The following is a 24,696-nucleotide window of genomic DNA, read 5'->3' as shown; positions in this document are numbered from 1 at the left end:
CAGGAGGACCCAGCACCAGCAGAACTCACCGCCTGACCATACTTCGGATCATGCGGTGACCACTCAGTTACACCACGCCCCGGGACTTGACCGACACCCGCCGAGTCACTGCCGCCGAATGCCCGAGAGGATGAGTCATGCCGATGTTCAACGGTAGGTACGCCGAGTATCCCGACCCCGGCTTGTGGCACCGAGTGCGTTTCTGGGGGCCTGTCCGTCTGCGCAACGCGTTGTGGCGGCTGCGTATCCGCGTGCGTGGCCCGGAACGTGCCAGCACCCCACAGCCCCCGCCTGCTGATCGCGAACGGGGCGTATAGGCGTCCCTCGCGAACGACTGCGGCCCAGGCACCTCATTTCGAGGTGCCTGGGCCGCGCGGGTGTTGGGCACAGAATGGGCACAACTGGGCACGAATCGCTGTGATCCGGTGTGAATGCCAACGATGTGTTTTTGCAGGTAGAGACGATTCTGAACCCTTGACCAGCGGGGCGGAAAGGGTTCAAATCCCTCCGCCACCGCCAAAAGCCCCTCACCTGCTCACGCAGGTGAGGGGCTTTTTTTGCCCTGGCAGCTGTTGCCCTCCATTGTGCCGCCCTAGATGGTTGGCAGCCAGGTGGGTAACTACTGCTCGCCAGGGGCCGGGCCGCCCGGCAGTTCGCCCTCCTGGAATACCAGGAGTGCCAACCACGGCGCAGATCGTTCTGTTCGGGGTTCGGGATCTACCGAATATGTGGCTAGACGAACGGTATTCGGGAAGGCAATGGAAATAAGCGAAAAAGGCCCGCCTCCACCAGTTCTGGTGGGGCGGGCCCTTTCGACCGGTGCGTGCACCGGTCAGCCGATCATCAGGGCAGGACCTGCGGGATGACGTCGGGGGCGACGGCGCCGACGATCGCGCCGATCACGGCGGCGAGCACCACGTAGGTGAGCGAGCTGATCGCCACGCATGCGAAGTAACCGACGATGAAGGCGAGGAGGCCGGGGATGCACAGGACGGCGGCGATGCCGAGACCGACAAGGGCGCCGCCGGCGAGACCGTTGGCGAGCGGGTCGTGGTTCTGTGCGTCCGGGTTGGTCGCGATGGGCTTCAAGCCGGCGGCGACAGGCTTCAGTTCGGCGGCGACCTCGGGGGTCACCTGCGGGGTGAGGACGAGCGTCTTGCTGTCCTGGGAGATCTGCGGCGTCAGCGCAATCGTGTTGCCCGCGACCGTCTTCAGCGACAGCGGGAATTCGCTGACCTTCGCGCCGGTGGCCGATTCGACCTTCACCGCCGAGGCATCCGCGGTCAACGTGAACTTGCCGTTGTCCAGCGTGGTGGAGATGGTCTTGAGATCCGGTGCCGTAGTTGTCTTGTAGTTGACGCCTTGGTCGCTGGCCGAAGCCACCAGGCCCGCGGCCAACCGTGCCTGCTGCGCGGTGTAGTCAGTCGCCGACGCAGTTCCCGCGCTGGCGACCGTGGCCACTACCGCGAAGGGCAGCACCGCCGCGGTGAGAACATTGCGGCCTACGCGCAGGGCAGCCGTACGAAACATATCGGTTTCCTCCTGACCTCCGATCCCGACGGAACGTCTTGTCCCGCAGTCGAATCGAAGGATTGATATCGACAGCGAGCCTATTCATATCCGACAATCCTCAGGAAAGGGATCGAATGTGGCGCGTGCCATATTTGCCGATGAGTCGTCCCGTGGTCGCAACCGCAGTTGTGCAGTGTTCGGCGAGGTAGGCGACCTCTTTATCGTTCAATGATCGTTCGATGACTTTCACATTCGCTATCCCCACCATTACCGACGGCGAAAGTCATTGCGCCACCGACAGCAGGCAGATCCCACCGCCACCTCGGGTCCGGTCACCGACGAGTGGCACACCATGGAGAGGCGCTCTCGACCGTTGCCACAGCCATGTGCCACTCGTGCCGAGGGCCTGCGGGATGTTTCCGGGGTTGGGTGGGTGGGTACTCGCTTGCTGCTCATTTTGGCCGGGTTGATCGTATGCTGCACGGGGGCGGGTCGACCTGATGTACCCGCCGACCTTGGGACATAGGGGCATCGATGTCACCTGACTACCGTCGGCAGGACGAGCTATCCACGCAGGACACCGATGTGTTTCCCGCCTACTCGGACGACCATGAGCCGTTTCGGTCGCGGCGGCAGCCTGCTCGCAAGCGTCAGTGGATCGGCCGATACGCGCTCACGGGGCTGGCCGCGCTGCTTGTCGGGTCGGTGATCGTTGTCGGCGGCTTGGCCGCGGGCGGCTACTTCACCAAGTCTGCGGACGAGGGCACGACTGCGGTGACTACGACGGCGAAACCGCCATCGACCACGTCGGCCAAGGCCGCGCCGTTGAGCCCGCCCGCGGCGGGCGCGCCGTTGTCGACGGTGATGGCTTGGGTGCGCGCGGGCACCCCGGCCGATATCGCGAAGTTTCACACCGCGACGGCGAAGAGCGGGACGGTCAGCGATCTCGGTTCGGCGGTCGCCTTCGTCAGCCCGTCCGAAAAGATCCGATGCATGACGTCCGCAAGCACCAAGGGCGGGCAGGGCCTCACCTGCATGGCGGAGCTGGACAACCCCCCGTCGCGTCCGGCAAAGGCCAAACAGGGCAACTGGGTGGGTGGCTGGATCGAATTCCCTGGTCCCACCCTTGGCATCGGGAGTGTGCGCGGCGACCCCGGCCAATTCACTCTCGGCGACGGGGCGTCCCTGCCTTACGGCAGCAGGCTCACCTTCGACGACTATGACTGCCGCATGGACGAAACCGGCCTGTTCTGCGTCAACAACACCGCAGGTTCGGCGATTCAGCTCAGCTCGGCGGGCGCGGTGCCGTTCGGCTGCCTCGGCAAGGTCGAGCCGAAGGACAACGGACTTGCGTTCTCCTGCAACACTTTCGACACCACTGCGACCAGCACGCCGAGCAGCACGTCCACGGCGGATCATGCTGCTGTCGGATCTCCCTGCGACAGCGAGGATGCCGGGTCCTTCCGCACTGCGAAGAACGGCAAAGAACTGTTGTGCAGCGCAGGCAGTGACCGCCGGAGCTACCGGTGGACCGACCCCGGCCCCTTGGCGAGCGGCACGAACGAGGACGGCGAGGTGTGCGACCGCGACGGAGAGAAGTACGGCAAGTCGTCCGACGGAAGTGCCGTCATCTGCCGACAGACCGGCTCCTCCACGTGGCGGTGGCAGTCGACGTCGTAAAACCCTGCGCCCGAACGCAACTGCGCGTTAGGGAAGGCGTTGGCAGGAGCTCCCGGTGTCGAGGCCCGCGCCGGTGACGTCGACGGTGATGTACAACGACGAGGTGTATTGGCCCGGCACGCTCTGGATGGCGACGAGGTTCTGGGATCCGATGCGGGTCGGCGTCCAGGTCGCGGTGACGGTTTTGTCTCCCGGATGGAAGACCGCTTCGCCGGGAATGCGTTCACCGTTGCCGGGGATGACGCCGCCGGAGAGGACGAAGAAGACCGTGCCAGGCGCGACATCGTCGTCGCTGACGGTGGCGCGAACGGTGGCCGGGCAGCCGGTCAGCAGGCCTTCTTGGCCAGCGAAGACTTCGACCGCGAGCACTTGGGCGTTGGCGGGCGGGCCGGTCATGACGGCGAAGGCCGCGGCGCCGACAGCGGTTCGAGCGAAAGACCTGATCATCGTGCTACCTCCTCGGAAGGGCTGGTATACGGGCGACCCGGTAAGACGGCAGAGCAGCCGTCGGGAGAAGCCTAGCCCGGGTAGCCATCGCCTGCGCCGGAAGCCGGGAGCCGGGAGCCCACGCGACCTCACTGCGTGCGGGCTTGGAACCGCACGATCGTCTCGGCATTGGCGCCGACCCAGGCGAGCAGGCCGTGCAACTGTTCCGCCGCTTCGGCGCCGAGCGGCGTCAAGGCGTAGCTGACCTGCGGTGGGATGGTCGGTTCGACGGTGCGTTCGGTGAGGCCGTATTCGGTGAAGGTGCGCAGGTTCTGCGACAGCATTTTCTCGCTGATGCCGCCGATCCGATCGCGCAGCACGTGGAAGCGCATCGGGCCGCAGCGCAGGGCGGCCAGGACGAGCACGCCCCAACGGCTGGTCAACTTGTCGAGGACGGTCCGAGCCGGGCAGTCTTTGTCGAATACGTCACGTTGCCGAGCCGTGCTCGACTCGCTCGCCTGAGAACCTACCCCCACGTCATGAGCTTACTTCAAAGTAGGCCCTTACCAAGGGTTAGTCGCATTCATAGAGTGAGTTCATGGCTATCAAAACGGTTTTGGTGATCGGTGCGACCGGTCACGTTGGCGGACAGGTTGTTTCGCAACTCTCGGCGACCGGGATCGCGGTACGCGCACTCGCGCGTAAGCCCGCGGCGGCCGCGTTACCCACCGGCGTCGAGGTAGTACCAGGCGACTTGACCGCACCGGCCACGCTGATCCCGGCGCTCGACGGTGTCGACGCCGTCTACCTGACCTGGCCGATGCTGTCCGGCGACGTGGCGAAGGCGGTGGTCGACGTGATCGCCGAGCACACCGGTCGCCTCGTCCTGCTGTCGTCCGGCGCGGTCCGTGACGACCGCGACGAACAGGACAACCCGATCGGCGTCGCCCATGCCGCCATCGAAGCACCGATCAAGGCCTCCGGCCTGGACTGGACCTTCTTGCGCCCGCACGCTTTTGCCACCAACACCCTGGAGTGGGCAGCGCAGATCCGCGCAGGCAACATCGTGCGTGGCGGCTACGGCGCGGCGTCGATGACCCTGGTGCACGAGGCGGACATCGCGGCGGTCGCGGTGCGCGCGCTGACCACCGACGGGCACGTCGGCGTGAGCTATGAGCTGACCGGTTCAGCGGCGCTCAGCAGAATCGACCAGGTGGCAACCATCGGCGCAGCATTGGGCCGCCCATTGGAGTGGGCGGAGCTCACACCGGAACAGGCGAAGCAGTACATGGATTGGGTGCCACCGGAGGCCGTCGACGTCGTGCTCGATGCCTTTGCCGCGCTGGTTGATACTCCCGGACAGCCGACCTCGACAATCCAGGACGTCACCGGATCACCCGCCCGTACTTACGCGCAATGGGTGGCCGACCATGTCGCGGACTTCGCCTGACTGATCGTTGGCGAATCCCTAGTCGCCGCGCGAGAAGAACCGGACCGGCGGCGGCACCTTGTACCCGAAGGTCTTGATGAACCGCGCGCCGATCCGCGCCTCCTTGGGTTCCAACGCTTGCGCACCGACAGTGTTCAGCATCCGATTGATGACGTTGAACGTGGTGCCCACCCATACCGCTTCTTCGAACGCTTCCGCGGAAACCCCTGCGTGCCTTACCTTGTCGGCGTCGCCCGGCGTGAGCCCGTCGGGGTCGCGGACCATCTTGGCGAGGAATTCGAGCATCGCCTGCGCCTCGGGTCTTGCCGGTGAATCGGCGCCTTGGGCCAGCGACAGTTTCACCACGTTGATGTCGGTGTACGCGCCGGCGATCGCGTGGTGGGCGGACGCGCAGAACGGGCACTCGTTCGCCTTGGAGGCTTGTGTCGCAAAGATTTCGCGCTCAGCCACCGTCCAGAACGAGGGCCCGCGCATCACCTGCTGGAAGAGGTCGGACAGCGGGGTGCCGAAGAAGCGGTGCCGATAGAACAGCACCTTGAGCACCGCGGGCACGGGCATCCTGCTGAACAGCTCCATCGTGCCGAGTACGACCTTGGTTGGTCGATCATGTCCGGATTCGATTGCGCCGATGTACATGTCAACGTCCTTCCCAGGCCCGGCGAGCGGCGCGCAGGCGCCGGTCGGCGGCACCGTAGGCGGCGACGACGGCCGCCTCGAAGATCTCGTCGTCGCTGTGGCCCGCGTCCGTCACCGCGGTGACGGATTCCTGGGTGATCCGGTACGAACGCTCCGAGACCAGGTCGACGAACGGCACCAGCTCTGCCGGGATCCCGTCATCGCCGTCCCCGTCGGTCGCACGCTTGCGGATCTGCTTGCGTACCTCGACCGGCAATCGACCGGGCGCGGACGTGACATGCTCGCCGAACTGCTGCCACTGTTCGTCTATCGACTGCCGTGCCATCGCCCCATTCTCGCCGATCGGCCCCTGCGACCGGAAGAGAAAGTCGGCAAAGATCATTCGTGACATCACACAGTCAGGCGGGCGCCGAACTTTTGTCCGCAGTGCGCCGGGCAGTACTGAGCAGCGCCGCCCCGAACACCAGGCTGAGCACCGCCAGTGCTGGACCCGCCGGGAACAGCCCGAACTGCCAGATCGAATACACGCCTCCCGCGGCAAGCGCGGTGCCGGCGACGGCGGGCACGGTCGCGTCGCGCGATGCGTAACGGGCGCAGAACATGTCCCAGCGCGCGCTGAGCCGCACCACGGCCGCCAGCACGACCGCGCCGAGCAGAATCCACAACGGCCTTGTCTCCCACCAGGTTTGCGGATCGCTGGGCAGCAGCGTCGTGGGCGCCAGCGTCGCGATCCCGGTCAACACCGCGATCACCGGAACATGCCAGAGGTAGATGGTCATCAACAGCGGCACGATCGCGCCGACGATGCTGCGCAGGGTGCTGCTCGGCTCCCAGCCGATGACCCGCCGATCGACGAGGGTCACCAGCGCGAGTTGCAGCACGGCGAGGATCGAGATGGCCGAGGTGGGCGGCGCGAGGTTGGACACCTGCGCGTCGGCGACACCGAGGGTGGTGGGAAAGTACGGACCGGGTCCGACCATGAGCACCAGCAGCGCAACGCAGAGCCCGGCGAGTATCAGCACACCGATATCGGAGATCCGGCCGAGCGCACTGCGCGCGTGCAGCACGCCGAGCTGGTGGCAGAACAACCACACGAACAGCAGATTCGATTCCGCTACTTGCCCGGCGCCGCCGAATCGCAAGGCGTCGACGGCAATCGAGCAGCCGAGCAAGGCCAGCGGCAGCAGCAACGGCAGTCGATCGTGCACCGCGACCGCACCCGGCGCGACCGCCACCGCGACCAGATACACCGCGAGGAACCACAGCGGACTGGCCACGACATGCGCGGCAGCCGTCGCCGTTCGCTCGGAGAACCCGCCGATGATCGCGAGCAGCGGCGTGAGCACCGCGACCAGCGCGAGCACCGGTGCGGTGAGCCGCCGTATCCGTGGACCGAGGTATTCGCCGTAGGTCGCCCCAGTGGCCCGCCACCGATCGACGATCAGCGTGTTCGCGAACCCGCCCGCCAGAAAGAACAGCGGCATCACCTGGATGAGCCAGGACAGTGCCCAGATCGGCTTGCCGTGCAGCGCGGGCTCGCCGCGGACGACGCCGTCGGTGACCGTGACGCGCACCGAAATCCAGTGGATGACAACGACAACGCTGATGGCGAAGACCCGGAGCAGGTCGACGGTCCAGCTGTGTTGTCTGCGCACACCTGTGACCTACCCGGCCCGGCTGAACAGGGGATGAAATACGCGACACGCTTGGGGGCAGGAGCCGGCGAGCACTAGTTCGGTCCGGATCGGATATTTCGGCGGATCGGGGGTATACGACCCGATAGCCAAGTGCGGGAAGGACGTGAGCCCCAATGCGTCGAACTGTCCGCTCGAGACCGATGAGCGAGAGAAATATGAGAATCGGAAGCATTATCGTCTTGATCTGGTTGCTGGTCGGTGTGGTCGCCGCAGCCCAGCGGGACTACTTCGACAGCGGCCCGGTGAACTGCGCCGGCTTCGGCACCATCGCGGTCACCGTGATCGCGGGTCCGCTCAACTACATGGGCGTGAACCCGAAGGTCGCGGATTGCAATGTGCCGCAACCCAGTCCGTAAGCCAATGCGCCGGTAGTCACGAATACTCTTCCGGCACAACCTATTCGGCGACCTCGCGCCTGCTTGTTCGGCGCGAGGTCCGCCGCGTCCGGACTTGCTGTCGCCTAGCCGGGTCGCAGACCGTCAGCGCTGTTCCGGCACGGAGCACGCGCCGTGAACTGTGCCGGTCGCACGGCACGCAGGCGGATTCGGCACGCTCGGCGCGTCGCGTCCGGGACCAGATAATGGGGTGCTCGAAATACGCCGAAGAACGAGGCAACATGAGACCAATCAGTCTGATTATCGTCATCTGGCTGGTGATCGGCGTGATCGCCGCGGGCCAGCGGAACTACTTCGACAGCGGCCCGGTGAACTGCGCAGGCTTCGGCAACATCGCGCTGACCATTCTGGCCGGTCCACTCAACTACATGGGCGTGAACCCGAAGGTCGCCGACTGCAACGTGCCACAACCGAGCGCGTAACTCCTGCTCGAGCGGGTATCCCGAGGTGGGGAGCATGAAAGGACATCGGTGACATGCCCGACCACGAGATCCGCCAGCGCGATATCCACGCACGAGCGGTACGACATACGGGTGCCCGGCTGTTCAGCCTGCTCGTGCTCCTGTGGCTGGCCATCGGCCTGCTCGCGGCGGGCCAGCGCCACTATTTCGAGAACAGCCCGACCAACTGCGCGGGCTGGGGCACGATCGGCATCACCGCGCTCGCGGGCCCGCTCAACTACGTCGGCGCGAACCCGAAGGTCGACAACTGCACGGTGCCGCAGCCGAGTCCGTGAAACGGGCCGTGACATGACAGTAGGCCAGGTCGCCGAGGCGGTCCTGACCTGCTGTCTTCGGTGATTATGTGTTGCGGTTCAGACGCGGCAGCTTGGTCGCGGCGATCGCGTTGTTCACCTGGGCGCAGTCAGCCGCTGTTGTTCCGGCGACCTTGTTGGTGACATTGCTGTTGCACGCGGTGGCCAGCTTGCTCGCCAACGCTGCGTAGTTGGAGTTGGACGACAGCAGGGTCTGCGTGGTCCAGTACAGCGCGGCGGCCTTCGTGATGCCGATGCCCGTGACGGTCGAGCCGTTGAGGGTGCCACCGTCGGTGATGAGCTGTGCGGTCTTGTTGCCGACACCGCTGTTGGTGTGGACGCCACCGCTGTCACCGCTACCGGCGTACCAGTAACGGCCCTTGTAGGTGTCGGGATCCTGGAAGGCGTTCGGGTTCTTCATGTCCCGGATCACGCCGATGGAGCTGCAGGCACCGAGCCGCCACCGGTTGGCGGCAGTGTTGCACGGGTTGCTGGCGTTGGTCAGGAAGACGAACTCGCCGAAGATGTCCGACATGGATTCGTTGATCGCGCCGGGCTCGTTGCGGTAGACCAGACCATTGGTGTGCTGGGTCACGCCGTGGGTGAGCTCGTGCCCGGTGATGTCCTCGGTGGTGAGGCCGGTGCCGTAGGCCATTTGGCTGCCGGACCAGAAGGCGTTCTGGTACGGGCATTCCGTCGTGGTGCAGAGACGGACGGTGGCGCGCAGTGCCTTACCCTTGCCGTCTCCGGTGTCGGAGCCGATGAGGTTGGTCAGGTTGGCGAGCTTGGTGTACTGGGCGTAGAACTTTTCGGTGTTGCCCAGGTAGTTGTAGATGTCGTCGACATCCTTGATGCCCGTGGCGGCCTGGCCTTCAGACCTGGTGGAGCGCAGGCTCCCGCTGCCACAGCTGACCGTGTTCGGGTTGACCCGCCGGTTCGCGTTGTCGCACACGACACGGTTGAGGTGCTTGGTCTCGCTCCAGCTGTCGAGCACCTTGTCGGTCTTGTTGGCGTCGACGAACACCATCCACTGCGCGGGCTCGCCCTTCTCCTCGCCCTCAGCGCCGGCGATCTCGAGCTTGTACGCCGGGACGGCGACACTCTTCGCGCCGTCCTTGGCCGCCAGCTTGGCGTCGTACCAGAAGGTCTTCGTCTCGGTGACGCTCAGCTTGTCGGCGGCCGTCTTGCTCTGCTCGGCAACCTTTTTCAGTGCGGTGGCCTTGACCTGCTCCGACGGTGTCTTCGACGCGTACTTGCCTTGCGAGCTCTGGGTCAGCGATCCGCTTGCCGCGATGAGCGAACCATCGGCGGCCAGCGACTGCGCGACCGAGGCGCCGAAGACCGGTACCCCGTCGATCTCTTGCCGCAACCGCACCGTCGAGCCCTCACCGACCTCGAAGGTGTTGTCAACGACGAGGGTGCCGACAGCATCGCCGAATGCCTTCTCGACCCCCTTGGCGTGTGCTTGCGCCGCGGTCCCGGCCGCGCGGGGAGCGCCAGCCGGAACCGGCACCGGGGTCTTGGGCACCACCTCGAGCACAGCGCCCTGCTGGTCCTTGGTCACGTCCTTCGGCGCGGTCGACAAGTCCGAAGCCGGTGGGGTAGCGGGCGGTTCGCCGTATGCCATCGGCCCTGACGCGAAAGCCGTTGCTACAACGGCCATTACAGTGAATAGGGTCCATCTCGCGGACCTTCTATGTGTGGAATTCATAGTTTTGATTGGAACAACAACCAGTGCCAGTTCGGGCTGGAATTGGCTGCGTTCCAACGGGGCTGCGGCCCGGATTCTTCAATTCCCCGACAGGGTAAGATTTTTCGTACGATGCGATCCGTTGTCAGGTCGTTGCAGGCCGAGGATCTTGATGTATCGATCGTATAGAAAAATCTTGATTCGATGGTAGAAGCTGTACATAGAAATGGATTCCGGTGTTACCTGCCGAAACGAGACCGACCGCTTGTTCGTGATCGAAGATCAAGTGTGAGCGCTCTCACCTGGCGAAGTCTTGACGCTCCGTGTCAAGTAGGCTTGGCATCCGATCGGCCGACTGGCGGTAGATCTTGTCAAGAGTTACTGCACTGCGTCGGCGGGATGCGAATATTGTCCAGGCGTGCGGCGGGTCCTGCATGAATTGCCTTGCTCTGCAATAGATGCGGTACCCAGTTGAACTCGATGAACTGTATCAGGTTGCGCAAACTCGGCATGCGGAAGAATGGCGGAATTGTCTCCGGTTGAACGGCCGTATATGCACCAGTTGAACGCGGATGGCCGACTCGGTACTGTGCGCATTTTCTCGCGAACGTTAACAGCGTGTCTGGTAAGCGAATTCAACTTCGAGCGTCGTCGTGGTCGATCCCCTATTGCAAAAAGGTTGCGCCACATGATCAATGCCTGCCCCCACCCGATAGCGGGTGGGGGCGTTCGGGTCAGCTGACCTCGGCCGACTGCTTCGCCTGCGGTGTCTGCTGCCCGCGCAACGCGACCAGCTTGGCGCCCTCCACGTCGATATCGGGCACGATCTTGTCCAGCCACTTCGGCATCCACCACGCCCACTTGCCCATCAGCGCGAGCAACGACGGAATCAACACCATGCGCACCAGGAAGGCGTCGAACAGCACGCCCGCCGCGAGTGCGAAACCCATCATCTTGGCGGTCACGTCGGACTCGAGCAGGAACGAGCCGAACACCGAGATCATGATGATCGCCGCGGACGTGACCACCCTGGCCCCGTGGTGGTAACCGCTGATCATCGCCTCCTTCGGCGGTTTGCCGTGCACGAACTCCTCGCGCATCCGCGTCACCAGGAAGACCTGATAGTCCATCGCGAGCCCGAATACCAAGCCGATCAACATGATCGGCAGGAAGCTCACGATCGCCCGCGGATCCTCGATCAGCCCGAGCTTGCCCTGCTGGAAGATCAGCACGGTCGCGCCGAATGTGGCCGCCATCGAAAGCAGGAACCCGAGCGCGCCGGTGAGCGGCACCAGGATCGAGCGGAACACCAGGATCAGCAACACGAAGGCCGCGCCCGCCACGATCGCCATGTACGGCACGATCTTGCTCAACAGCACATGGTCGATGTCGGCGTAGATCGCCGTGGTGCCGGTGATCCCGTATTTCATCCCGTACTCGTCTTCGAGCCGTCCCTCCGCGTCGCGGGCGTCGCGGACCAGGTCCTTGGTGGACTGATCGTTCGGACCCGACTTCGGCACCCCGTTGATGAGTGCGCCCTGGCCGTCCTTGCTGAGCGTCGGCTCGGTGACGTAATCCATGTCCGGCGAGGAGGCGAGCTCGTCGCGCAGCGAGTTCAGCGCGGTCGTACGCGCTGTCACGGGGACCTCGCTGAGATCGACGGCGACCTGCAGCACGCCGTTGCTGCCCTCCCCGAAGCCCGCGGTGCGCAGCTCGTAAGCCTTACGGACAGTGGAGGTCTTGGGCATGCTGTCCTCGCCGGGCAGCCCGAGATTCATCTTCGCGGCGGGCAGCGCGAGCAATCCGAGCACGATCACGCTCAGGATCAGCGCGACCCACGGTGCCTTGCCGATGAGCTGCGCGAAACGCATGCCGTTGGTGACCGAGCTGTCGTCCTCCGGATCGTGCTTGGCGATCAGCGGCAGCTTCGGCTTGAACAGGAAGCGGCCGAACGCGCCGAGCAGCGCAGGCATCAGCGTGATCGCGGTGAGCACCGCGAACCCGGCCGCCACCGCGCCGCCGAGACCCATGAAGGTCAGGAACCGAACGCCGACAATGCTCAACCCGACCAGCGCGATGATCACGGTCAGCCCGGCGAACACCACCGCCGACCCGGCAGTGCCGAGCGCGGTGCCCGCGGCCTCGTCCGGTGAATCCTGTACCGCCAGTTCGTGTTTGTATCGCGACACGATGAAAAGCGCGTAGTCGATGGACAGCGCGATGCCGATCATCGATGCCAGGAAGGTGGTGAAGCTCGGTATCGAGAGGAAGCTGGTGCCGAGGAAGATCAGCGAGGTCGCGGCGCTGAGGCCGACGATCGCGGTGACGATCGGCACGAACGCCGCAACGATCGCACCGAACGCCACGATCATCACCACCAACGCGACCGCCATGCCGATCAGCTCCGACTTACCGCTCGGCGCTTGCTGTTCCATGGCGATGGTGCCGCTCATCTCGACCGTCAACCCGGAGGCGCGGGCCTGGTCGGCCACGTCGTAGGCGGCCTTGCGGTTGTCGGCGGTGACCGCGGTGAATTCCTTGATGGTGAACGGGACGCTGAAGAACGCGACGGTGTCCCGGTCGGTCTTGTTGAGCACGTTCAACGGTGCGCCGCTGCACTTCGCGGGATCCGGGTCGCCGACAAGGCAACCCATCTCCTCGGTCGCGGTGACCGGGTTACTGATCGGCTTGCTGTGGTCGACGATGTCGAGGTGGTTCAGCTTCTCGATCAGCGCGTCGATGGCCTGCCGGTTGACCGGATCGGTGAGCTTCTGTCCGGCAGGCGCGCCGAGGACGTAGGTTCCGGTGACCGCGTCGAATTTGAATCCCGCGGACATACCGGGGAAGTGCTGGTCGAGGATCTGCGTCGCGCGTTCCGACGGCAGGTTCGGCATGCTGAAGTCGTCGCTCATCGGCTCCTTCAGCTGGGCTCCGAGCCCACCGAGCACCAGGAAAAGGACGATCCAGACGGGCAGCACTAGCCACTTGTGGCGGAAGGCGAACTTTCCCCACCGGTATAGATACACGGACACAGGGTTCTCCTCGCGGTGATCGAGTCGTGCCGGATCGGATCGAGCGACAAACGCGCGCGAGCCGACGTGGCCCGCGGGGAACTACCGAGCTGAGAGGTCGAACTGCCTCTGAGTCTGCTGCGGTCGGCTCACAAGATCAAGAACTAACCCGGGATACAACGCGGCCCCGCACCCGGAATTCGGGTGCGGGGCCGGAGTTTGTCGCGACGATCAGCTGACGCCGACCGGCACCTGCGGCGGCTGCGCCGACCGCTGCTGCAGCTCACGCAGCTTCGTGCCTTCGACGTCGATATCGGGCAGGATCCGGTCCAGCCACTGCGGCATCCACCACGACCACTTGCCCATCAGGACGAGCAGCGACGGGATCAGGATCATCCGCACGATGAACGCATCGAACAGCACGCCCGCCGCCAGCGCGAAGCCGAACGACTTCGCCGTCACGTCGGTTTCCAGCAGGAACGAACCGAACACCGAGATCATGATGACCGCGGCCGAGGTCACCACGCGGGCACCGTGGTGATAACCGGCCACCACCGCATCCTTCGGCGACTTGCCGTTGACGAACTCCTCGCGCATGCGGGTCACCAGGAACACCTGGTAGTCCATCGCGAGGCCGAACACCAAGCCGATCAACATGATCGGCAGGAAGCTGACCAGCGGATGCGGATCCTCGATCAGGCCGAACTTGCCCTGCTGGAAGATCAGCACCGTGGCGCCGAACGTCGCGGCCATGGAGAGCAGGAACCCGAGCGCCGCGGTCAGCGGCACCAGGATCGAGCGGAACACCAGGATCAGCAGCACGAACGCGGCACCGGCGACGATGGCCAGATACGGCACGATCTTGCTGAGCAACACGTGGTCGACGTCGGCGTAGATCGCGGTGGAGCCGGTGATGCCGTATTCCATGCCGAACTCGGCCTGCAGCTGTTCTTCCGCGTCGCGGGCGTCGCTGACCAGATCCTTGGTCGCCTGGTTGTTCGGACCCGACTTCGGCACGCCGTCGAGCAGCACGCCCTGCTTGTCCTCGCTCCACTGCGGCGCGGTCACGTAGTCCATGCCCGGGTAGGCGGCGAGCTTGTCGCGCAGCGCCTTGACCGCGTTCTCCCGCACCTCGACCGGGACCTTGGACAGGTCGGCCGCCACGTTCAGCACGCCGTTGCTGCCCTCGCCGAAGCCGGCGGTGCGCAGCTCGTAGGCCTTGCGAATGGTGGAGGTCTTCGGCTGGCTGTCGTCGCCGGGCAGGCCGAGGTTCAGCCCGGCCGCGGGCGCGGCGAGCGCGCCGAGCACCACGACGCTGAGCACCAGCGCGACCCACGGTGCCTTGCCGATCAACCGGCCGAAGCGCATGCCGAGGGTGACCGCAGTGTCGTCCTCGGGATCGTGCTTGGCGACGAGCGGCAGCTTCGGCTTGAAGAGGAAGCGGCCGAACGCGCCGAGCAGCGCAGGCATCAGCGTGATCGCGGTGAGCACCGCGAACCCGGCGGCGATCGCGCCGCCGAGACCCATGAAGGTCAGGAACTGGACGCCGACGATGCTGAGCCCGCCGAGCGCGATGATGACGGTCAGCCCGGCGAACACCACCGCGGAACCCGCGGTGCCGAGCGCGGTGCCTGCCGCTTCTTCCGGTGAATCCTGCACGGCCAGTTCATGTTTGTATCGCGACACGATGAAAAGCGCGTAGTCGATGGACAACGCGATGCCGATCATCGATGCCAGGAACGTGGTGAAGCTCGGGACCTCGATCACCGAGGTGCCCAACATGATCAGCGAGGTGGCCGCGCCGAGGCCGACGATCGCGGTGACGATCGGCACGAAGGCGGCGACGATCGCGCCGAACGCCACGATCATCACGATCAGCGCGACGCCCATGCCGATCAGCTCGGACTTACCGCTCGGCGCCTCCTGCTTCATCGCGATCGAGCCGCTCATCTCGACAGTGAGGCCCGCGTTGCGCGCGTCGGAGGCGACCGCGTAGGCCGCGTCGCGCTGCGCGTCGGTGACGTCGGTGAACTTCTTGATGGTGAACGGCACGTTCAGCACGGCCACCGAGTCGGGCACGGTCTTGCTGAGCACGTTCAGCGGGGCGCCGCTGCACTTGGCCGGATCCGGATCGGCCAGGCAGCCCATCTTCTCGGCCGCCTCGACCGGGTTGACGAGCGGTTTGGCGTGGTCGACGATGTCGAAGTCTTTGAGCTTGGCGAGGAACGCGTCGAGCGCGGTGCGGTTCGCCGGGTCGGTGAGCTTCTGGCCTGCCGGCGCACCGATCACATAGGTGCCGGTGACGGCGTCGAACTTGAACGCTGCGGAAGCACCGGGAAAATGCTTGTCCAGAATGTCGTTCGCGCGTGCGGACGGCAGGTCCGGCATGCTGAAATCGTTGCTCATCGGCTTGCTGAGCTGCGCGCCGAGACCACCGAGCAGCAGGAAAAGGACGAGCCAGACGGGAAGCACTATCCATTTTCGGCGGAAAGCGAACTTCCCCCATCGGTAGAGATAAACGGACACGAGGGAACTCCTAGCGATGCTTGGGGCGTGCTGATTCAGGCCGGAGACAAGCACTCGCGGGGTTACCCTGCCCCCCGCCTACACATTGACGCTTTCTGCCTACCGTGCGGTAGGTAGACTACCGAAGGCTTAAACGGAGGGACAACCTCAATTTTGTCGGCATCATTAGCTCAGCGCATGAGTGGTGAGAGGATCATCCCATGACTCTTCGGTCTGCCTCAGACACCGTTGCCGCTGGTCGGAGCACGAAAATCGCGATCCGCGACGCCGCGGTGAAGTTATTCAGCGCCAAAGGATTCGAACAATCGAGCCTGCGCGAGGTGGCCGATGCGGTAGGAATCACAAAGGCCTCGCTCTACTATCACTACGCCTCGAAGCTCGATCTGCTGTTGGCGATCATCGACCCGATCCTCGATCACGTGCGCGCGGTCGTCGAAAATCTCGACGAGATACCGCACGACCCGGACGGCATTCGCACGGTGCTGCGCACCTATCTGCGCGGCCTGATCGCACACCGGGACGCGGGCGGCCTGATCATGCGCGATACGGCGGCCATCGTGAACGCGATGGTCGACCGGTACCCCGACCTGATCGACAACAGTCAGGTGCTGCGCGACTGGCTGGCCGGACCGGACGCCAGCGACGCGGCCAAGCTGCGCGCGTCCGCGGCCCTCGAAATGATCCGGGTCGCACTGGTTTCCAAGGAGCTGGTGCCCGGCGCCGACGACACCCTGGTGGAAACCACCTTGTTGGATGCGGCGACCAGCGTGCTAACCGCGTAGATTGCAGCTACTGACCGGACCCACCGGAATGCCAGGAGTCGCTGTGCACATCACCGCGAAGGTCGACTACGCGGTGCGGACGCTGCTCGAGATCGCCCGCGCACCGAAGCTGAACCAGGCCCCGTTCGCCGAAGCGCCCGGCGTCCAGATCGCCCCCGTCGTGAAGGCCGAGGCGATCGCAACCGCGCAGCGAATCCCGCCCAAGGTGCTGGAGACCGTGCTCGGCGACCTGCGCCGCGGCGAGCTGGTGATCAGCAGGCGCGGGCCCGACGGCGGTTACTGGCTGGCCAGGCCCGCCACCGAGATCTCCGTCGCCGACGTGATCCGGGCGATCGAGGGTCCGCTCGCGTCGGTGCGCGGCGAGCGTCCCGAGGACGTGACCTATCCCGGCGCCGCCGAATCACTGCAGAAGGTCTGGATCGCGTTGCGCGTGAATATTCGTGCGGTGCTGGAGAATGTGTCGATCGACGATATTGCCAACGACCGGCTGCCACAATTCGTCGACGCGCTGACCGAGGACCCGGGCGCCTGGGTGCGCAGAGAGCATCGCTGAACAGCGCGTTCGGCGCGAAAGCGCCCGGCGGGAGGGTATCGGTGCTTGTCCAAAACCTCGATGACGTGCGTCACTCGGTGCGAGTAGCCTGCGATTCATCATGTTGATTCGTCTGCTTCGTACCTCGCTGCGCCCCTATCGCACCCAGTTGGCGGGCGTCGTGGTCCTGCAGCTGATCGCGGTCATCGCGATGCTCTATCTGCCGAGCCTCAACGCCGACCTCATCGACAACGGCGTCACCAAGGGCGACATCGGCTACATCTGGGACACCGGCCTGTGGATGCTCGCGGTCACCGGCGTGCAGATCCTCGCCTCCGCCTGCTCGGTGTACCTCGGTGCGCAGGCCGCGATGGGCGCGGGTCGCGATATGCGCGGCGCGCTGCTGCATCGGGTCGGCACCTTCTCCGCGCGCGAGGTCGGCATGTTCGGCGCTCCGTCGCTGATCACCCGCAATACCAACGACATTCAGCAGGTTCAGCTGCTCATCGTGATGTCGGCGACGATCCTGGTGATGGCGCCGATCATGTGCATCGGCGGCATCTTCATGGCGCTGCGCGAGGACCTCGGCCTGTCCTGGTTGCTGCTGATCGCGGTGCCCGCACTCGGGCTGTCGATGGCGTTCATCATCAGCAGAATGGTGCCGGGCTTCCGGGACATGCAGACCAGGATCGACGAGGTCAACCGGGTGCTGCGCGAGCAGATCACCGGCATCAGGGTGGTCCGCGCCTTCGTCAGGGAACGCCAGGAGACCTGGCGCTTCGGCATCGCCAACTCGGAGCTGACCGACACCGCGCTGCGCGTCGGCAGGTTGATGGCGTTGATGTTCCCGCTGGTCATGCTGATCAGCAATGTCACTGCGGTGGCGGTGATCTGGTTCGGTGGGCACGCCGTCGACGCGGGCACCATGCAGATCGGCTCGCTCACCGCGATGCTGTCCTACATCATGCAGATCCTGATGGCGGTGATGATGGCCTCGTTCCTGGCCATGATGGCGCCGCGCGCCGCGGTCTCCGCCGACCGGATCGGCGAGGTGCTGGAGACCGAGTCGTCGGTGGTGCCGCCGCCGCTGCCGCAGCCGTTCAAGGGTGACCCGGCCGAGGTCGATTTCCAGTTCGCCGAGTTCGCCTATCCCGGCGCGGAGAAGCCGGTGCTGAAAGGCATTCGGTTCCAAGTGAAGCCGGGCACCACCACCGCGATCGTCGGCTCCACCGGTGCGGGCAAGACCACGCTGCTCAACCTGGTGCCCCGGCTGATGGACGTCACCGACGGCGCGGTCTACCTCGGTGGCACCGACATTCGGCACATCGACCTCGAACTACTGCGCGAGCAGATCGGCCTGGTTCCGCAGAAGGCGTACCTGTTCTCCGGAACGGTCGCGAGCAACCTGCGCTACGGCAACCCGGACGCCACCGACGAGGAACTGTGGCGATGTCTGGAGATCGCGCAGGCCGACGACTTCGTGCGAGAGATGGCGCAGGGCTTGGAGACTCCGGTGGCGCAGGGCGGCACCACGGTCTCCGGCGGCCAGCGCCAGCGGCTCGCGATCGCCAGGGCGCTGGTGAAGGCGCCGCGGGTCTACCTGTTCGACGACTCGTTCTCCGCGCTCGACGTCGCGACCGACGCCAGGCTGCGGCAGGCGCTGCGCACGGTGACCAAGGATTCCTCGGTCATCATTGTGGCGCAACGGATTACCACCATTCGCGACGCCGACCAGATCGTGGTGCTCGAGGACGGCGAGATGGCAGGCATCGGCTCGCACGAGCAGTTGATGCGTGATTGCAAGGAGTACCAGGAGATCGTGGCGTCCCAGCTCAGTGCCGAGGAAGTCCGATGAGGCCGGGGATGCCGGCCCCCGGTGCGCCGGGGACCAAGCCGAAGTCGTTCAAGCCGTCGCTGAAACGGTTGTTGCGCAGGCTCGCGCCGGAGAAGAAACTCGTCTGGCTCGTCGTCGCCCTCGCCATCGGCTCGGTGGTGTTGAATACCCTCGGTCCATACCTGCTCGGCAAGGCGACCAACCTCGTCTTCGACGGTGTGGTCGGCAAGCAGTTGAACTTCGCGCCAGACACCACCAAAGAGCAGGCGGTCGAAGCGCTGCGGGGCAAGGGCCAGAACACCTTTGCCGACATGCTCAGCGCCATGAACGTGGTGCCAGGCGTCGGCATCGACTTCGACGCCGTCGGCCGGGTGCTGATGCTGGTGCTCGCCCTCTACATCGGCGCCTCCGTGCTCGGCTGGCTGCAGGCCTTCCTGCTGAACCTGGTGATCAACAGGACGGTCAAGCGCCTGCGCAGCGATATCGAGGACAAGCTGCATCGGCTTCCGTTGCGCTACTTCGATTCCCAGCCGCGCGGCGACGTGCTGAGCCGCGTCACCAACGACGTCGACAACGTGTCACAGAGCCTGCAGCAGACCATGAGCCAGCTGATCGTCTCGCTGTTCACCGTGCTCGGCATCCTGGTGATGATGTTCTGGATCTCGTGGCTGCTCGCGTTGATCGCGCTGCTCACCGTGCCCGCCGCGATCATCGTGACCGCGCAGATCGCCAAGCGCTCCAAGCCGCATTTCGTGGACCAGTGGAAATACACCGGAATGGTGAACGCCCAGGTCGAGGAGGCCTACACCGGCCACGAGATCGTCACGGCGTTCGGCCGCAACCGCGAGGTCGGCCAGGAATTCGACAAGCGCAACGAACAGCTCTACCAGTCGAGTTTCAAGGCGCAGTTCATCTCCGGGCTGATCATGCCCGCGATCATGTTCCTCGGGAACGTGAACTTCGTGCTGGTGGCGCTGGTCGGTGGCCTGCGGGTCGCGACGGGTCAGCTCTCGCTCGGCGAGGTGCAGGCGTTCATCCAGTACTCGCGCCAGTTCAGCCAGCCGCTCACGCAGATCGGCGCGATGGCGAACCTGCTGCAGTCCGGCGTCGCCTCGGCCGAGCGGATCTTCGAGATCCTCGACGCCGAGGAGGAGAGCCCGGATCCGGTGATGGCCGAGGCCCGACCGGTCGACCGGGGAGAGGTCGAGTTCGAGGGCATCTCGTTCCGCTACGAACCGGAGACGCCGGTGATCGAGCGGCTGTCGTTGATCGCCGAGCCCGGCCACGTGGTCGCCATCGTCGGCCCGACCGGCGCGGGCAAGACCACGCTGGTGAACCTGCTGATGCGGTTCTACGAGCTGGACTCCGGCACCATCACCATCGACGGTGTCGACACCACCGAGATCACCCGCGACCATCTGCGGTCCCGCATCGGCATGGTCTTGCAGGACACCTGGCTGTTCAAGGGCACCATCCGGGAGAACATCGCCTACGGCAACCCGAACGCGAGCGAGGACGACATCCTCGCCGCCGCGCGGGCCGCCTACGTCGACCGCTTCGTGCACGCGCTGCCCGAGGGCTACGACACCGTCATCGACGAGGAAGGCTCAGGTGTCAGCGCGGGCGAGAAGCAACTCATCACCATCGCGCGGGCCTTCCTGGCGAAGCCGTCCATCCTGATCCTGGACGAGGCGACCAGCTCGGTCGACACCCGCACCGAACTGCTGGTGCAGCACGCCACCGCGGCCCTGCGCCGCGACCGCACCAGCTTCGTCATCGCCCACCGCCTGTCCACCATCCGCGACGCCGACCTGATCGTCGTCATGGAGCAGGGCCGCATCGTCGAACACGGCACCCACACCCGACTGCTAGAGGAGCGCGGCGCCTACTACCGCCTCTACAACGCCCAATTCGCCGCAGCCGCCGCGGACGCGTAGGTCCACGCTGCCTCCGGAGCGAGCCAGATCGGAGCCAGTCCTCGCCGCTCCATCGGTGATGTCCCACTCGGGGTCGCGTGCTTCCGCGAGTGGGACCTGGTGGAGGCGACACGCCGTAAAGGGCTCGGTCATGTCCCGTTCGTGAACCGCTATCCGCGTGAACGGGACATGGCTGCACCAACTTTCGTGCGGGAACCCCTCTGAGGTGGCGAGCCTCGGATCGGCGTGAGAGAAGTGGTTGCCCGAGCCCATTGGCGTGAGTGAAATGGTTGCTGGGCTTCATCGGCGTGAGTGAAGTGGTTGCCGCCCGCGTTGACGGGAGTGAAATGGTTGCTCACCGCCGTTGACGGGAGTCATATGGCGGCAGTACACGCCGAGACGCCCACCATTGGACTCCCGTCAACCTCCCTCGAGATCACTTCCCCGAAAAGATCTTTGGACCGGACCACAGCCAAGCAACCCGGTCGGGGACAAGAGAACGCGTGAGCGACTGCGGAGGTCAGCCGGGTACGGCACACGACGCCACCACGCTATCCAGTGCAAACCCCGAGACTGTCCTGCTCGCCAGGAGACCGTTCAACCTGCGGATAAACCACCACCCCAACGCAACACGCTCTACGAAACCCGCACCAGCCCTCCAAAGCCGCGCCCGCCCAAAGCCGCGCCCGTCCGAGGCCGCGCCTGTCCGAGGCCGCGCCCGTCTGAGGCCGCGCCTGTCCGAGGCCGCGCTCGTCCGAGGCCGCGCCCCACGGGTCGGGTTGGGTTGTGGTCGTGCCGCTTTGGGCTTGGCGAAGGCAGAGCTCCTTCGGGTATACGGTCTCCTGACGAGTACGGCAGCCAAGGGTTTGCACTGGAGTAGCGTGGTGGCGTCGTCTGCCGTACCCGGCTGACCTCCGCAGTCGCTCACGCGTCGTCCAGTCCCAGCCGGGTTACTTGGCTGTGGTCCCGTTTCGAGAGCTTTCAAGGTCAAATAAGTCTCATTCTCGCTACCGTCCACCGGGGATGCCGAGAGTGGCCGACGATCCACAGACCTTCCGTACGGTTCACAGAGGTTCTGGGCCCTGTGAACCGTATAGAGCCTCTGTGGATCCGCCGACGCGGTGTAGATGGTGGACGGGCGGGAGGGTGGGCTGGTGGGGTGGGGGGTGCAGCCTGGGAGGATGTTCGGGTGTCTGATCCCGCTACCTTTTCGTTCACTGTTGGTAACCGCCTGGAGGGGCGGCACGGGCGGTCCGGTGTGATCAGCACGCCGCACGGGTCGATCGCCACGCCTGCGTTCATTCCGGTGGGGACCAAGGCGACGGTGAAGGCGGTGTTGCCGGAGACGATGCGGGAGATCGGGGCGCAGGCGCTGCTGGCCAATGCGTATCACCTGTATCTGCAGCCTGGGTCCGACATCGTGGACGAGGCGGGCGGGCTCAGCAAGTTCATGAACTGGCCGGGGCCGACGTTCACCGACAGTGGCGGCTTTCAGGTGATGTCGCTGGGGGTCGGGTTCAAGAAGGTGCTTGCGATGGAGGCGGTCGACGTCCGCAGCGACGACGTGATCGCGAAGGGTAAGGAGCGGCTGGCCACCGTCGACGACGACGGCGTCACCTTCCGCTCGCACCTGGACGGGTCCAAGCACCGATTCACCCCAGAGGTGTCGATGGGCATCCAGCATCGGCTCGGCGCCGACATCATGTTCGCCTTCGACGAGCTCACCACCCTGCTCAATACTCGTGGCTACCAGGAGAAGTCGCTGCAGCGCACGCACGAATGGGCGCAGCGCTGCCTCGACGAGCACGAGCGGCTCACCGCGGCCCGCACCCACCGCCCGTATCAGGCGCTGTTCGGGGTGATCCAGGGTGCGCAGTACGAAGACCTGCGCCGCCAGGCTTGTCGCGGGCTGGAGTCGTTGCGTGGCAGCGAGGGAACGAGTTTCGACGGGTACGGCATCGGCGGTGCGCTGGAGAAGCATAACCTCGGCACCATCGTCGGCTGGTGCTGTGACGAGCTGCCCGAGGAAAAGCCGAGGCACATGCTCGGCATCAGCGAGCCGGAGGACATCTTCACCGCGGTGGAGAACGGCGCGGACACGTTCGATTGCGTGAACCCGTCGCGGGTCGCCCGCAACGCGGCCATCTATGTCGCGGAGGGCCGATTCAATATCAACACCAGCCGATTCCGGCGCGACTTCACCCCGATCGACGACACCTGCGACTGCTATACCTGCGCCAACTACACCAGGGCCTATCTGCATCACCTGTTCAAGGCCAAGGAGATCCTGGCCGCGACGCTGTGCACAATCCACAACGAGCGCTACACGATTCGGCTCGTCGACCGCATCCGGGCGAGCATCGAGGGCGGCTACTTCGACGAGCACAAGGCCGAGACACTCGGCCGGTGGAAGGGCCGCATCCCGACGCCGTAGACCGGCGGCCCGAACTCCACAGTGCCGCCGGTCGTCGGAGTGTGTGGTCAGCTCTGTAGTGCGGGAACCTGGCTCGGCGCGTAGCTCGGCTCGTTCTTCTTGAGCCAGGCGATGACTCGGTAGGTGATCGGCAGCACGATGATCTCCGCGAGCGTCTTCCAGAGGAAGCCGACGACCACGTAGTTCACGAACTGGCCCCAGGAGTCGATGCCGATGGCGGTGGCCGCGATCGAACAGAAGATCAGTGTGTCGCCGAACTCGCCGACCACGGTGGAGCCGATCAGCCGCGCCCACAGGTGTTTTTCCTTGGTGCGTTCCTTGATCAGCACCAGCGTCGCCGAGTTGAGCATCTCGCCGACGAAATAGCCGGCCAGGCCTGCGGCGACGAGCTGCGGCGTTGTGCCGATGACGGTGCGGAACGCTTCCTGGTTCTCGTAGAAGGTCGCGGCGGGCAGCTCGATCGCGATCTTGAAGCAGACCACCATGAGCAGCAGGATGCCGAACCCGTAGTAGATGGCCCTGCGCGCGAGCCGGAAGCCGTAGATCTCGCTCAGCACGTCGCCGATGATGTAGGCGAGGGGAAAGAGGAACCAGGCGCCGTCGGTGCTGATCGGCAGCAGCTCGATCGGTCCGAGCTTGACGGACTGATCGGTGAAGAACTGGACGCCCTTGGTGGCACAGATGTTAGAGATGATGAGCGTTGCGGTGAACAACGCCACGATCGGTGTGTAGTACCCCCGCGCCACCTGGGCGAATGCCGCATGCTTCGGCGCGGGGCGCCCAGGTTCCTGGGCTTCGGTTTCATTGAGCTGACTCACGCGCTTCATCCAACCAGGTTGTGGAATACCCTGTAGCAATGACGAATCCCGGCGATTCCGACGAATGGTGGAAGCAGTACGGCGGACAAGGCGTGTCGCCGGACTCCGGCGCGCAGGGTTCCGGCGCGCAGAGTTCTGTTCCGCAGTACCCGAATGCTGAACAGCCATCGGGATATCCGTCGGCACCGCAATATCCACAGCAGCCCGCCCAGCCGATGACACCGCCGCCGCAACCGCAGCAACAGCCCCAGTACCAGGGCTATCAACAGTCTGCCGCGCCCTACGGGCAGCCGCAGCCCTACGGATATCAGCCCGCCTATCAGCCGTATGGGATGGCGCCGCAGCAGGGCACCAACGGCATGGCGATCGGTGCGCTGATCGCCTCGCTGGCCGGCTTCGTCACCTGTGGCATCGGATCGATCGTCGGGATCATCCTCGGTGTCATCGGCTTGAATCAGGTCAAGCAGACTGGTCAGGACGGCCGCGGCATGGCGCTGGCCGGCATCTGGATCGGTGTTGGCGCGATCGTTCTCACCGTCCTGTGGTTCGTCGTCGTCATCATCGCCGGAGTTTCCGGCGCATAGTCGCTGCCTGGTTCACGGC

General features: G+C 65.1%; 21 protein-coding genes. 11 read left to right on the top strand and 10 right to left on the bottom strand.

Annotated features, from left to right (window positions below):
• Positions 1–843: 843 nt before the first annotated feature.
• On the bottom strand, positions 844–1,530 hold the full coding sequence (locus ACGFNJ_RS38940; protein ID WP_393460534.1) for a hypothetical protein: 687 nt from the start codon (positions 1,528–1,530) through the stop codon (positions 844–846).
• A 516-nt stretch (positions 1,531–2,046) separates the two neighbouring features.
• Between ACGFNJ_RS38940 and ACGFNJ_RS38935 the strand changes: the two genes are divergently transcribed.
• The gene (locus ACGFNJ_RS38935; RefSeq protein WP_393460531.1) at positions 2,047–3,192 is read left to right on the top strand and encodes a hypothetical protein; all 1,146 of its coding nucleotides are present in this window, start codon (positions 2,047–2,049) and stop codon (positions 3,190–3,192) included.
• 27 nt (positions 3,193–3,219) lie between these two features.
• On the opposite strand, the gene ACGFNJ_RS38930 is transcribed toward ACGFNJ_RS38935, so the two are convergent.
• Both ACGFNJ_RS38930 and ACGFNJ_RS38925 read right to left on the bottom strand, forming a co-directional pair.
• On the bottom strand, positions 3,220–3,639 hold the full coding sequence (locus ACGFNJ_RS38930; RefSeq protein ID WP_393460529.1) for a hypothetical protein: 420 nt from the start codon (positions 3,637–3,639) through the stop codon (positions 3,220–3,222).
• Between the two features lie 128 nt (positions 3,640–3,767).
• Positions 3,768–4,154 (bottom strand): winged helix-turn-helix transcriptional regulator, encoded by a 387-nt coding sequence (locus ACGFNJ_RS38925; protein ID WP_393460526.1) that lies wholly within the window; start codon positions 4,152–4,154, stop codon positions 3,768–3,770.
• Between the two features lie 62 nt (positions 4,155–4,216).
• Here ACGFNJ_RS38925 and ACGFNJ_RS38920 point away from each other — a divergent pair, with 62 nt between their 5' ends.
• Positions 4,217–5,068: an SDR family oxidoreductase gene (locus tag ACGFNJ_RS38920; protein WP_393460523.1), complete on the top strand. Its 852-nt coding sequence runs from the start codon at positions 4,217–4,219 to the stop codon at positions 5,066–5,068.
• A gap of 18 nt (positions 5,069–5,086) precedes the next feature.
• Here ACGFNJ_RS38920 and ACGFNJ_RS38915 read toward each other — a convergent pair whose 3' ends face one another.
• The 3 genes from ACGFNJ_RS38915 to ACGFNJ_RS38905 all read right to left on the bottom strand — a co-directional run bounded on the left by ACGFNJ_RS38915 (position 5,087) and on the right by ACGFNJ_RS38905 (position 7,359).
• Positions 5,087–5,704 carry a carboxymuconolactone decarboxylase family protein gene (locus ACGFNJ_RS38915; RefSeq protein ID WP_393460520.1) on the bottom strand — a complete coding sequence of 206 codons (618 nt, stop codon included), beginning with the start codon at positions 5,702–5,704 and terminating at the stop codon, positions 5,087–5,089.
• 1 nt (position 5,705) lies between these two features.
• A complete protein-coding gene (locus ACGFNJ_RS38910; RefSeq protein WP_393460517.1) occupies positions 5,706–6,029 on the bottom strand; it encodes a hypothetical protein in 324 nt (107 codons plus the stop codon).
• A 73-nt stretch (positions 6,030–6,102) separates the two neighbouring features.
• Positions 6,103–7,359 (bottom strand): acyltransferase family protein, encoded by a 1,257-nt coding sequence (locus ACGFNJ_RS38905; RefSeq protein WP_393460514.1) that lies wholly within the window; start codon positions 7,357–7,359, stop codon positions 6,103–6,105.
• 197 nt (positions 7,360–7,556) lie between these two features.
• Here ACGFNJ_RS38905 and ACGFNJ_RS38900 point away from each other — a divergent pair, with 197 nt between their 5' ends.
• The 3 genes from ACGFNJ_RS38900 (at position 7,557) to ACGFNJ_RS38890 (ending at position 8,532) form a co-directional block, all read left to right on the top strand.
• Positions 7,557–7,757 (top strand): hypothetical protein, encoded by a 201-nt coding sequence (locus tag ACGFNJ_RS38900; protein ID WP_069162093.1) that lies wholly within the window; start codon positions 7,557–7,559, stop codon positions 7,755–7,757.
• A 260-nt stretch (positions 7,758–8,017) separates the two neighbouring features.
• Positions 8,018–8,218 (top strand): hypothetical protein, encoded by a 201-nt coding sequence (locus tag ACGFNJ_RS38895; protein WP_393460511.1) that lies wholly within the window; start codon positions 8,018–8,020, stop codon positions 8,216–8,218.
• A 53-nt stretch (positions 8,219–8,271) separates the two neighbouring features.
• Positions 8,272–8,532: a hypothetical protein gene (locus tag ACGFNJ_RS38890; protein ID WP_393460508.1), complete on the top strand. Its 261-nt coding sequence runs from the start codon at positions 8,272–8,274 to the stop codon at positions 8,530–8,532.
• 64 nt (positions 8,533–8,596) lie between these two features.
• Here the strand turns inward: ACGFNJ_RS38890 and ACGFNJ_RS38885 are convergent, their stop codons facing one another.
• The 3 genes from ACGFNJ_RS38885 to ACGFNJ_RS38875 all read right to left on the bottom strand — a co-directional run bounded on the left by ACGFNJ_RS38885 (position 8,597) and on the right by ACGFNJ_RS38875 (position 15,777).
• Positions 8,597–10,177: a M4 family metallopeptidase gene (locus ACGFNJ_RS38885; protein ID WP_393460505.1), complete on the bottom strand. Its 1,581-nt coding sequence runs from the start codon at positions 10,175–10,177 to the stop codon at positions 8,597–8,599.
• Between the two features lie 797 nt (positions 10,178–10,974).
• Positions 10,975–13,272 (bottom strand): MMPL family transporter, encoded by a 2,298-nt coding sequence (locus ACGFNJ_RS38880; protein ID WP_393460502.1) that lies wholly within the window; start codon positions 13,270–13,272, stop codon positions 10,975–10,977.
• 210 nt (positions 13,273–13,482) lie between these two features.
• Positions 13,483–15,777 (bottom strand): MMPL family transporter, encoded by a 2,295-nt coding sequence (locus ACGFNJ_RS38875; protein WP_393460499.1) that lies wholly within the window; start codon positions 15,775–15,777, stop codon positions 13,483–13,485.
• A gap of 200 nt (positions 15,778–15,977) precedes the next feature.
• Between ACGFNJ_RS38875 and ACGFNJ_RS38870 the strand changes: the two genes are divergently transcribed.
• The 5 genes from ACGFNJ_RS38870 to tgt all read left to right on the top strand — a co-directional run bounded on the left by ACGFNJ_RS38870 (position 15,978) and on the right by tgt (position 23,275).
• The gene (locus ACGFNJ_RS38870) at positions 15,978–16,559 is read left to right on the top strand and encodes a TetR/AcrR family transcriptional regulator (protein ID WP_393460496.1); all 582 of its coding nucleotides are present in this window, start codon (positions 15,978–15,980) and stop codon (positions 16,557–16,559) included.
• Between the two features lie 43 nt (positions 16,560–16,602).
• The gene (locus tag ACGFNJ_RS38865; RefSeq protein WP_393460493.1) at positions 16,603–17,112 is read left to right on the top strand and encodes an RrF2 family transcriptional regulator; all 510 of its coding nucleotides are present in this window, start codon (positions 16,603–16,605) and stop codon (positions 17,110–17,112) included.
• A gap of 100 nt (positions 17,113–17,212) precedes the next feature.
• On the top strand, positions 17,213–18,946 hold the full coding sequence (locus tag ACGFNJ_RS38860; RefSeq protein WP_393460490.1) for an ABC transporter ATP-binding protein: 1,734 nt from the start codon (positions 17,213–17,215) through the stop codon (positions 18,944–18,946).
• A complete protein-coding gene (locus ACGFNJ_RS38855) occupies positions 18,943–20,862 on the top strand; it encodes an ABC transporter ATP-binding protein (RefSeq protein WP_393460487.1) in 1,920 nt (639 codons plus the stop codon). Before ACGFNJ_RS38860 ends, ACGFNJ_RS38855 begins: the two co-directional genes overlap by 4 nt.
• Positions 20,863–22,030: 1,168 nt before the next feature.
• A complete protein-coding gene (tgt, locus tag ACGFNJ_RS38850) occupies positions 22,031–23,275 on the top strand; it encodes a tRNA guanosine(34) transglycosylase Tgt (protein ID WP_393460484.1) in 1,245 nt (414 codons plus the stop codon).
• A 47-nt stretch (positions 23,276–23,322) separates the two neighbouring features.
• Here the strand turns inward: tgt and ACGFNJ_RS38845 are convergent, their stop codons facing one another.
• Entirely contained in the window at positions 23,323–24,102 is a 780-nt protein-coding gene (locus ACGFNJ_RS38845) for a queuosine precursor transporter (protein WP_393460481.1), read from the bottom strand.
• A 29-nt stretch (positions 24,103–24,131) separates the two neighbouring features.
• On the opposite strand from ACGFNJ_RS38845, the gene ACGFNJ_RS38840 reads away from it, so the two are divergent.
• Positions 24,132–24,677, top strand: coding sequence for a DUF4190 domain-containing protein (locus tag ACGFNJ_RS38840; RefSeq protein WP_393460478.1), 546 nt, complete (start codon positions 24,132–24,134; stop codon positions 24,675–24,677).
• The last annotated feature ends 19 nt before the right edge of the window (positions 24,678–24,696 follow it).

This window comes from Nocardia sp. NPDC049149 (genome assembly GCF_043197455.1).
GTDB lineage: Bacteria > Actinomycetota > Actinomycetes > Mycobacteriales > Mycobacteriaceae > Nocardia.
Note: the sequence above shows the minus strand (reverse complement) of the source record. Positions and strands in the feature narration are given on the sequence as shown.

Excerpts from the sequence above, each read along its gene's own strand:
- ACGFNJ_RS38860 (WP_393460490.1), top strand. The coding sequence starts at position 17,213 with ATGTTGATTCGTCTGCTTCGTACCTCGCTGCGCCCCTATCGCACCCAG.
- ACGFNJ_RS38930 (WP_393460529.1), bottom strand. The coding sequence starts at position 3,639 with ATGATCAGGTCTTTCGCTCGAACCGCTGTCGGCGCCGCGGCCTTCGCC.
- ACGFNJ_RS38910 (WP_393460517.1), bottom strand. The coding sequence starts at position 6,029 with ATGGCACGGCAGTCGATAGACGAACAGTGGCAGCAGTTCGGCGAGCAT.
- ACGFNJ_RS38890 (WP_393460508.1), top strand. The coding sequence starts at position 8,272 with ATGCCCGACCACGAGATCCGCCAGCGCGATATCCACGCACGAGCGGTA.
- ACGFNJ_RS38845 (WP_393460481.1), bottom strand. The coding sequence starts at position 24,102 with ATGAAGCGCGTGAGTCAGCTCAATGAAACCGAAGCCCAGGAACCTGGG.
- ACGFNJ_RS38900 (WP_069162093.1), top strand. The coding sequence starts at position 7,557 with ATGAGAATCGGAAGCATTATCGTCTTGATCTGGTTGCTGGTCGGTGTG.
- ACGFNJ_RS38885 (WP_393460505.1), bottom strand. The coding sequence starts at position 10,177 with ATGGCATACGGCGAACCGCCCGCTACCCCACCGGCTTCGGACTTGTCG.
- ACGFNJ_RS38935 (WP_393460531.1), top strand. The coding sequence starts at position 2,047 with ATGTCACCTGACTACCGTCGGCAGGACGAGCTATCCACGCAGGACACC.
- ACGFNJ_RS38940 (WP_393460534.1), bottom strand. The coding sequence starts at position 1,530 with ATGTTTCGTACGGCTGCCCTGCGCGTAGGCCGCAATGTTCTCACCGCG.
- ACGFNJ_RS38915 (WP_393460520.1), bottom strand. The coding sequence starts at position 5,704 with ATGTACATCGGCGCAATCGAATCCGGACATGATCGACCAACCAAGGTC.
- ACGFNJ_RS38855 (WP_393460487.1), top strand. The coding sequence starts at position 18,943 with ATGAGGCCGGGGATGCCGGCCCCCGGTGCGCCGGGGACCAAGCCGAAG.
- ACGFNJ_RS38895 (WP_393460511.1), top strand. The coding sequence starts at position 8,018 with ATGAGACCAATCAGTCTGATTATCGTCATCTGGCTGGTGATCGGCGTG.
- ACGFNJ_RS38920 (WP_393460523.1), top strand. The coding sequence starts at position 4,217 with ATGGCTATCAAAACGGTTTTGGTGATCGGTGCGACCGGTCACGTTGGC.
- ACGFNJ_RS38840 (WP_393460478.1), top strand. The coding sequence starts at position 24,132 with ATGACGAATCCCGGCGATTCCGACGAATGGTGGAAGCAGTACGGCGGA.
- ACGFNJ_RS38870 (WP_393460496.1), top strand. The coding sequence starts at position 15,978 with ATGACTCTTCGGTCTGCCTCAGACACCGTTGCCGCTGGTCGGAGCACG.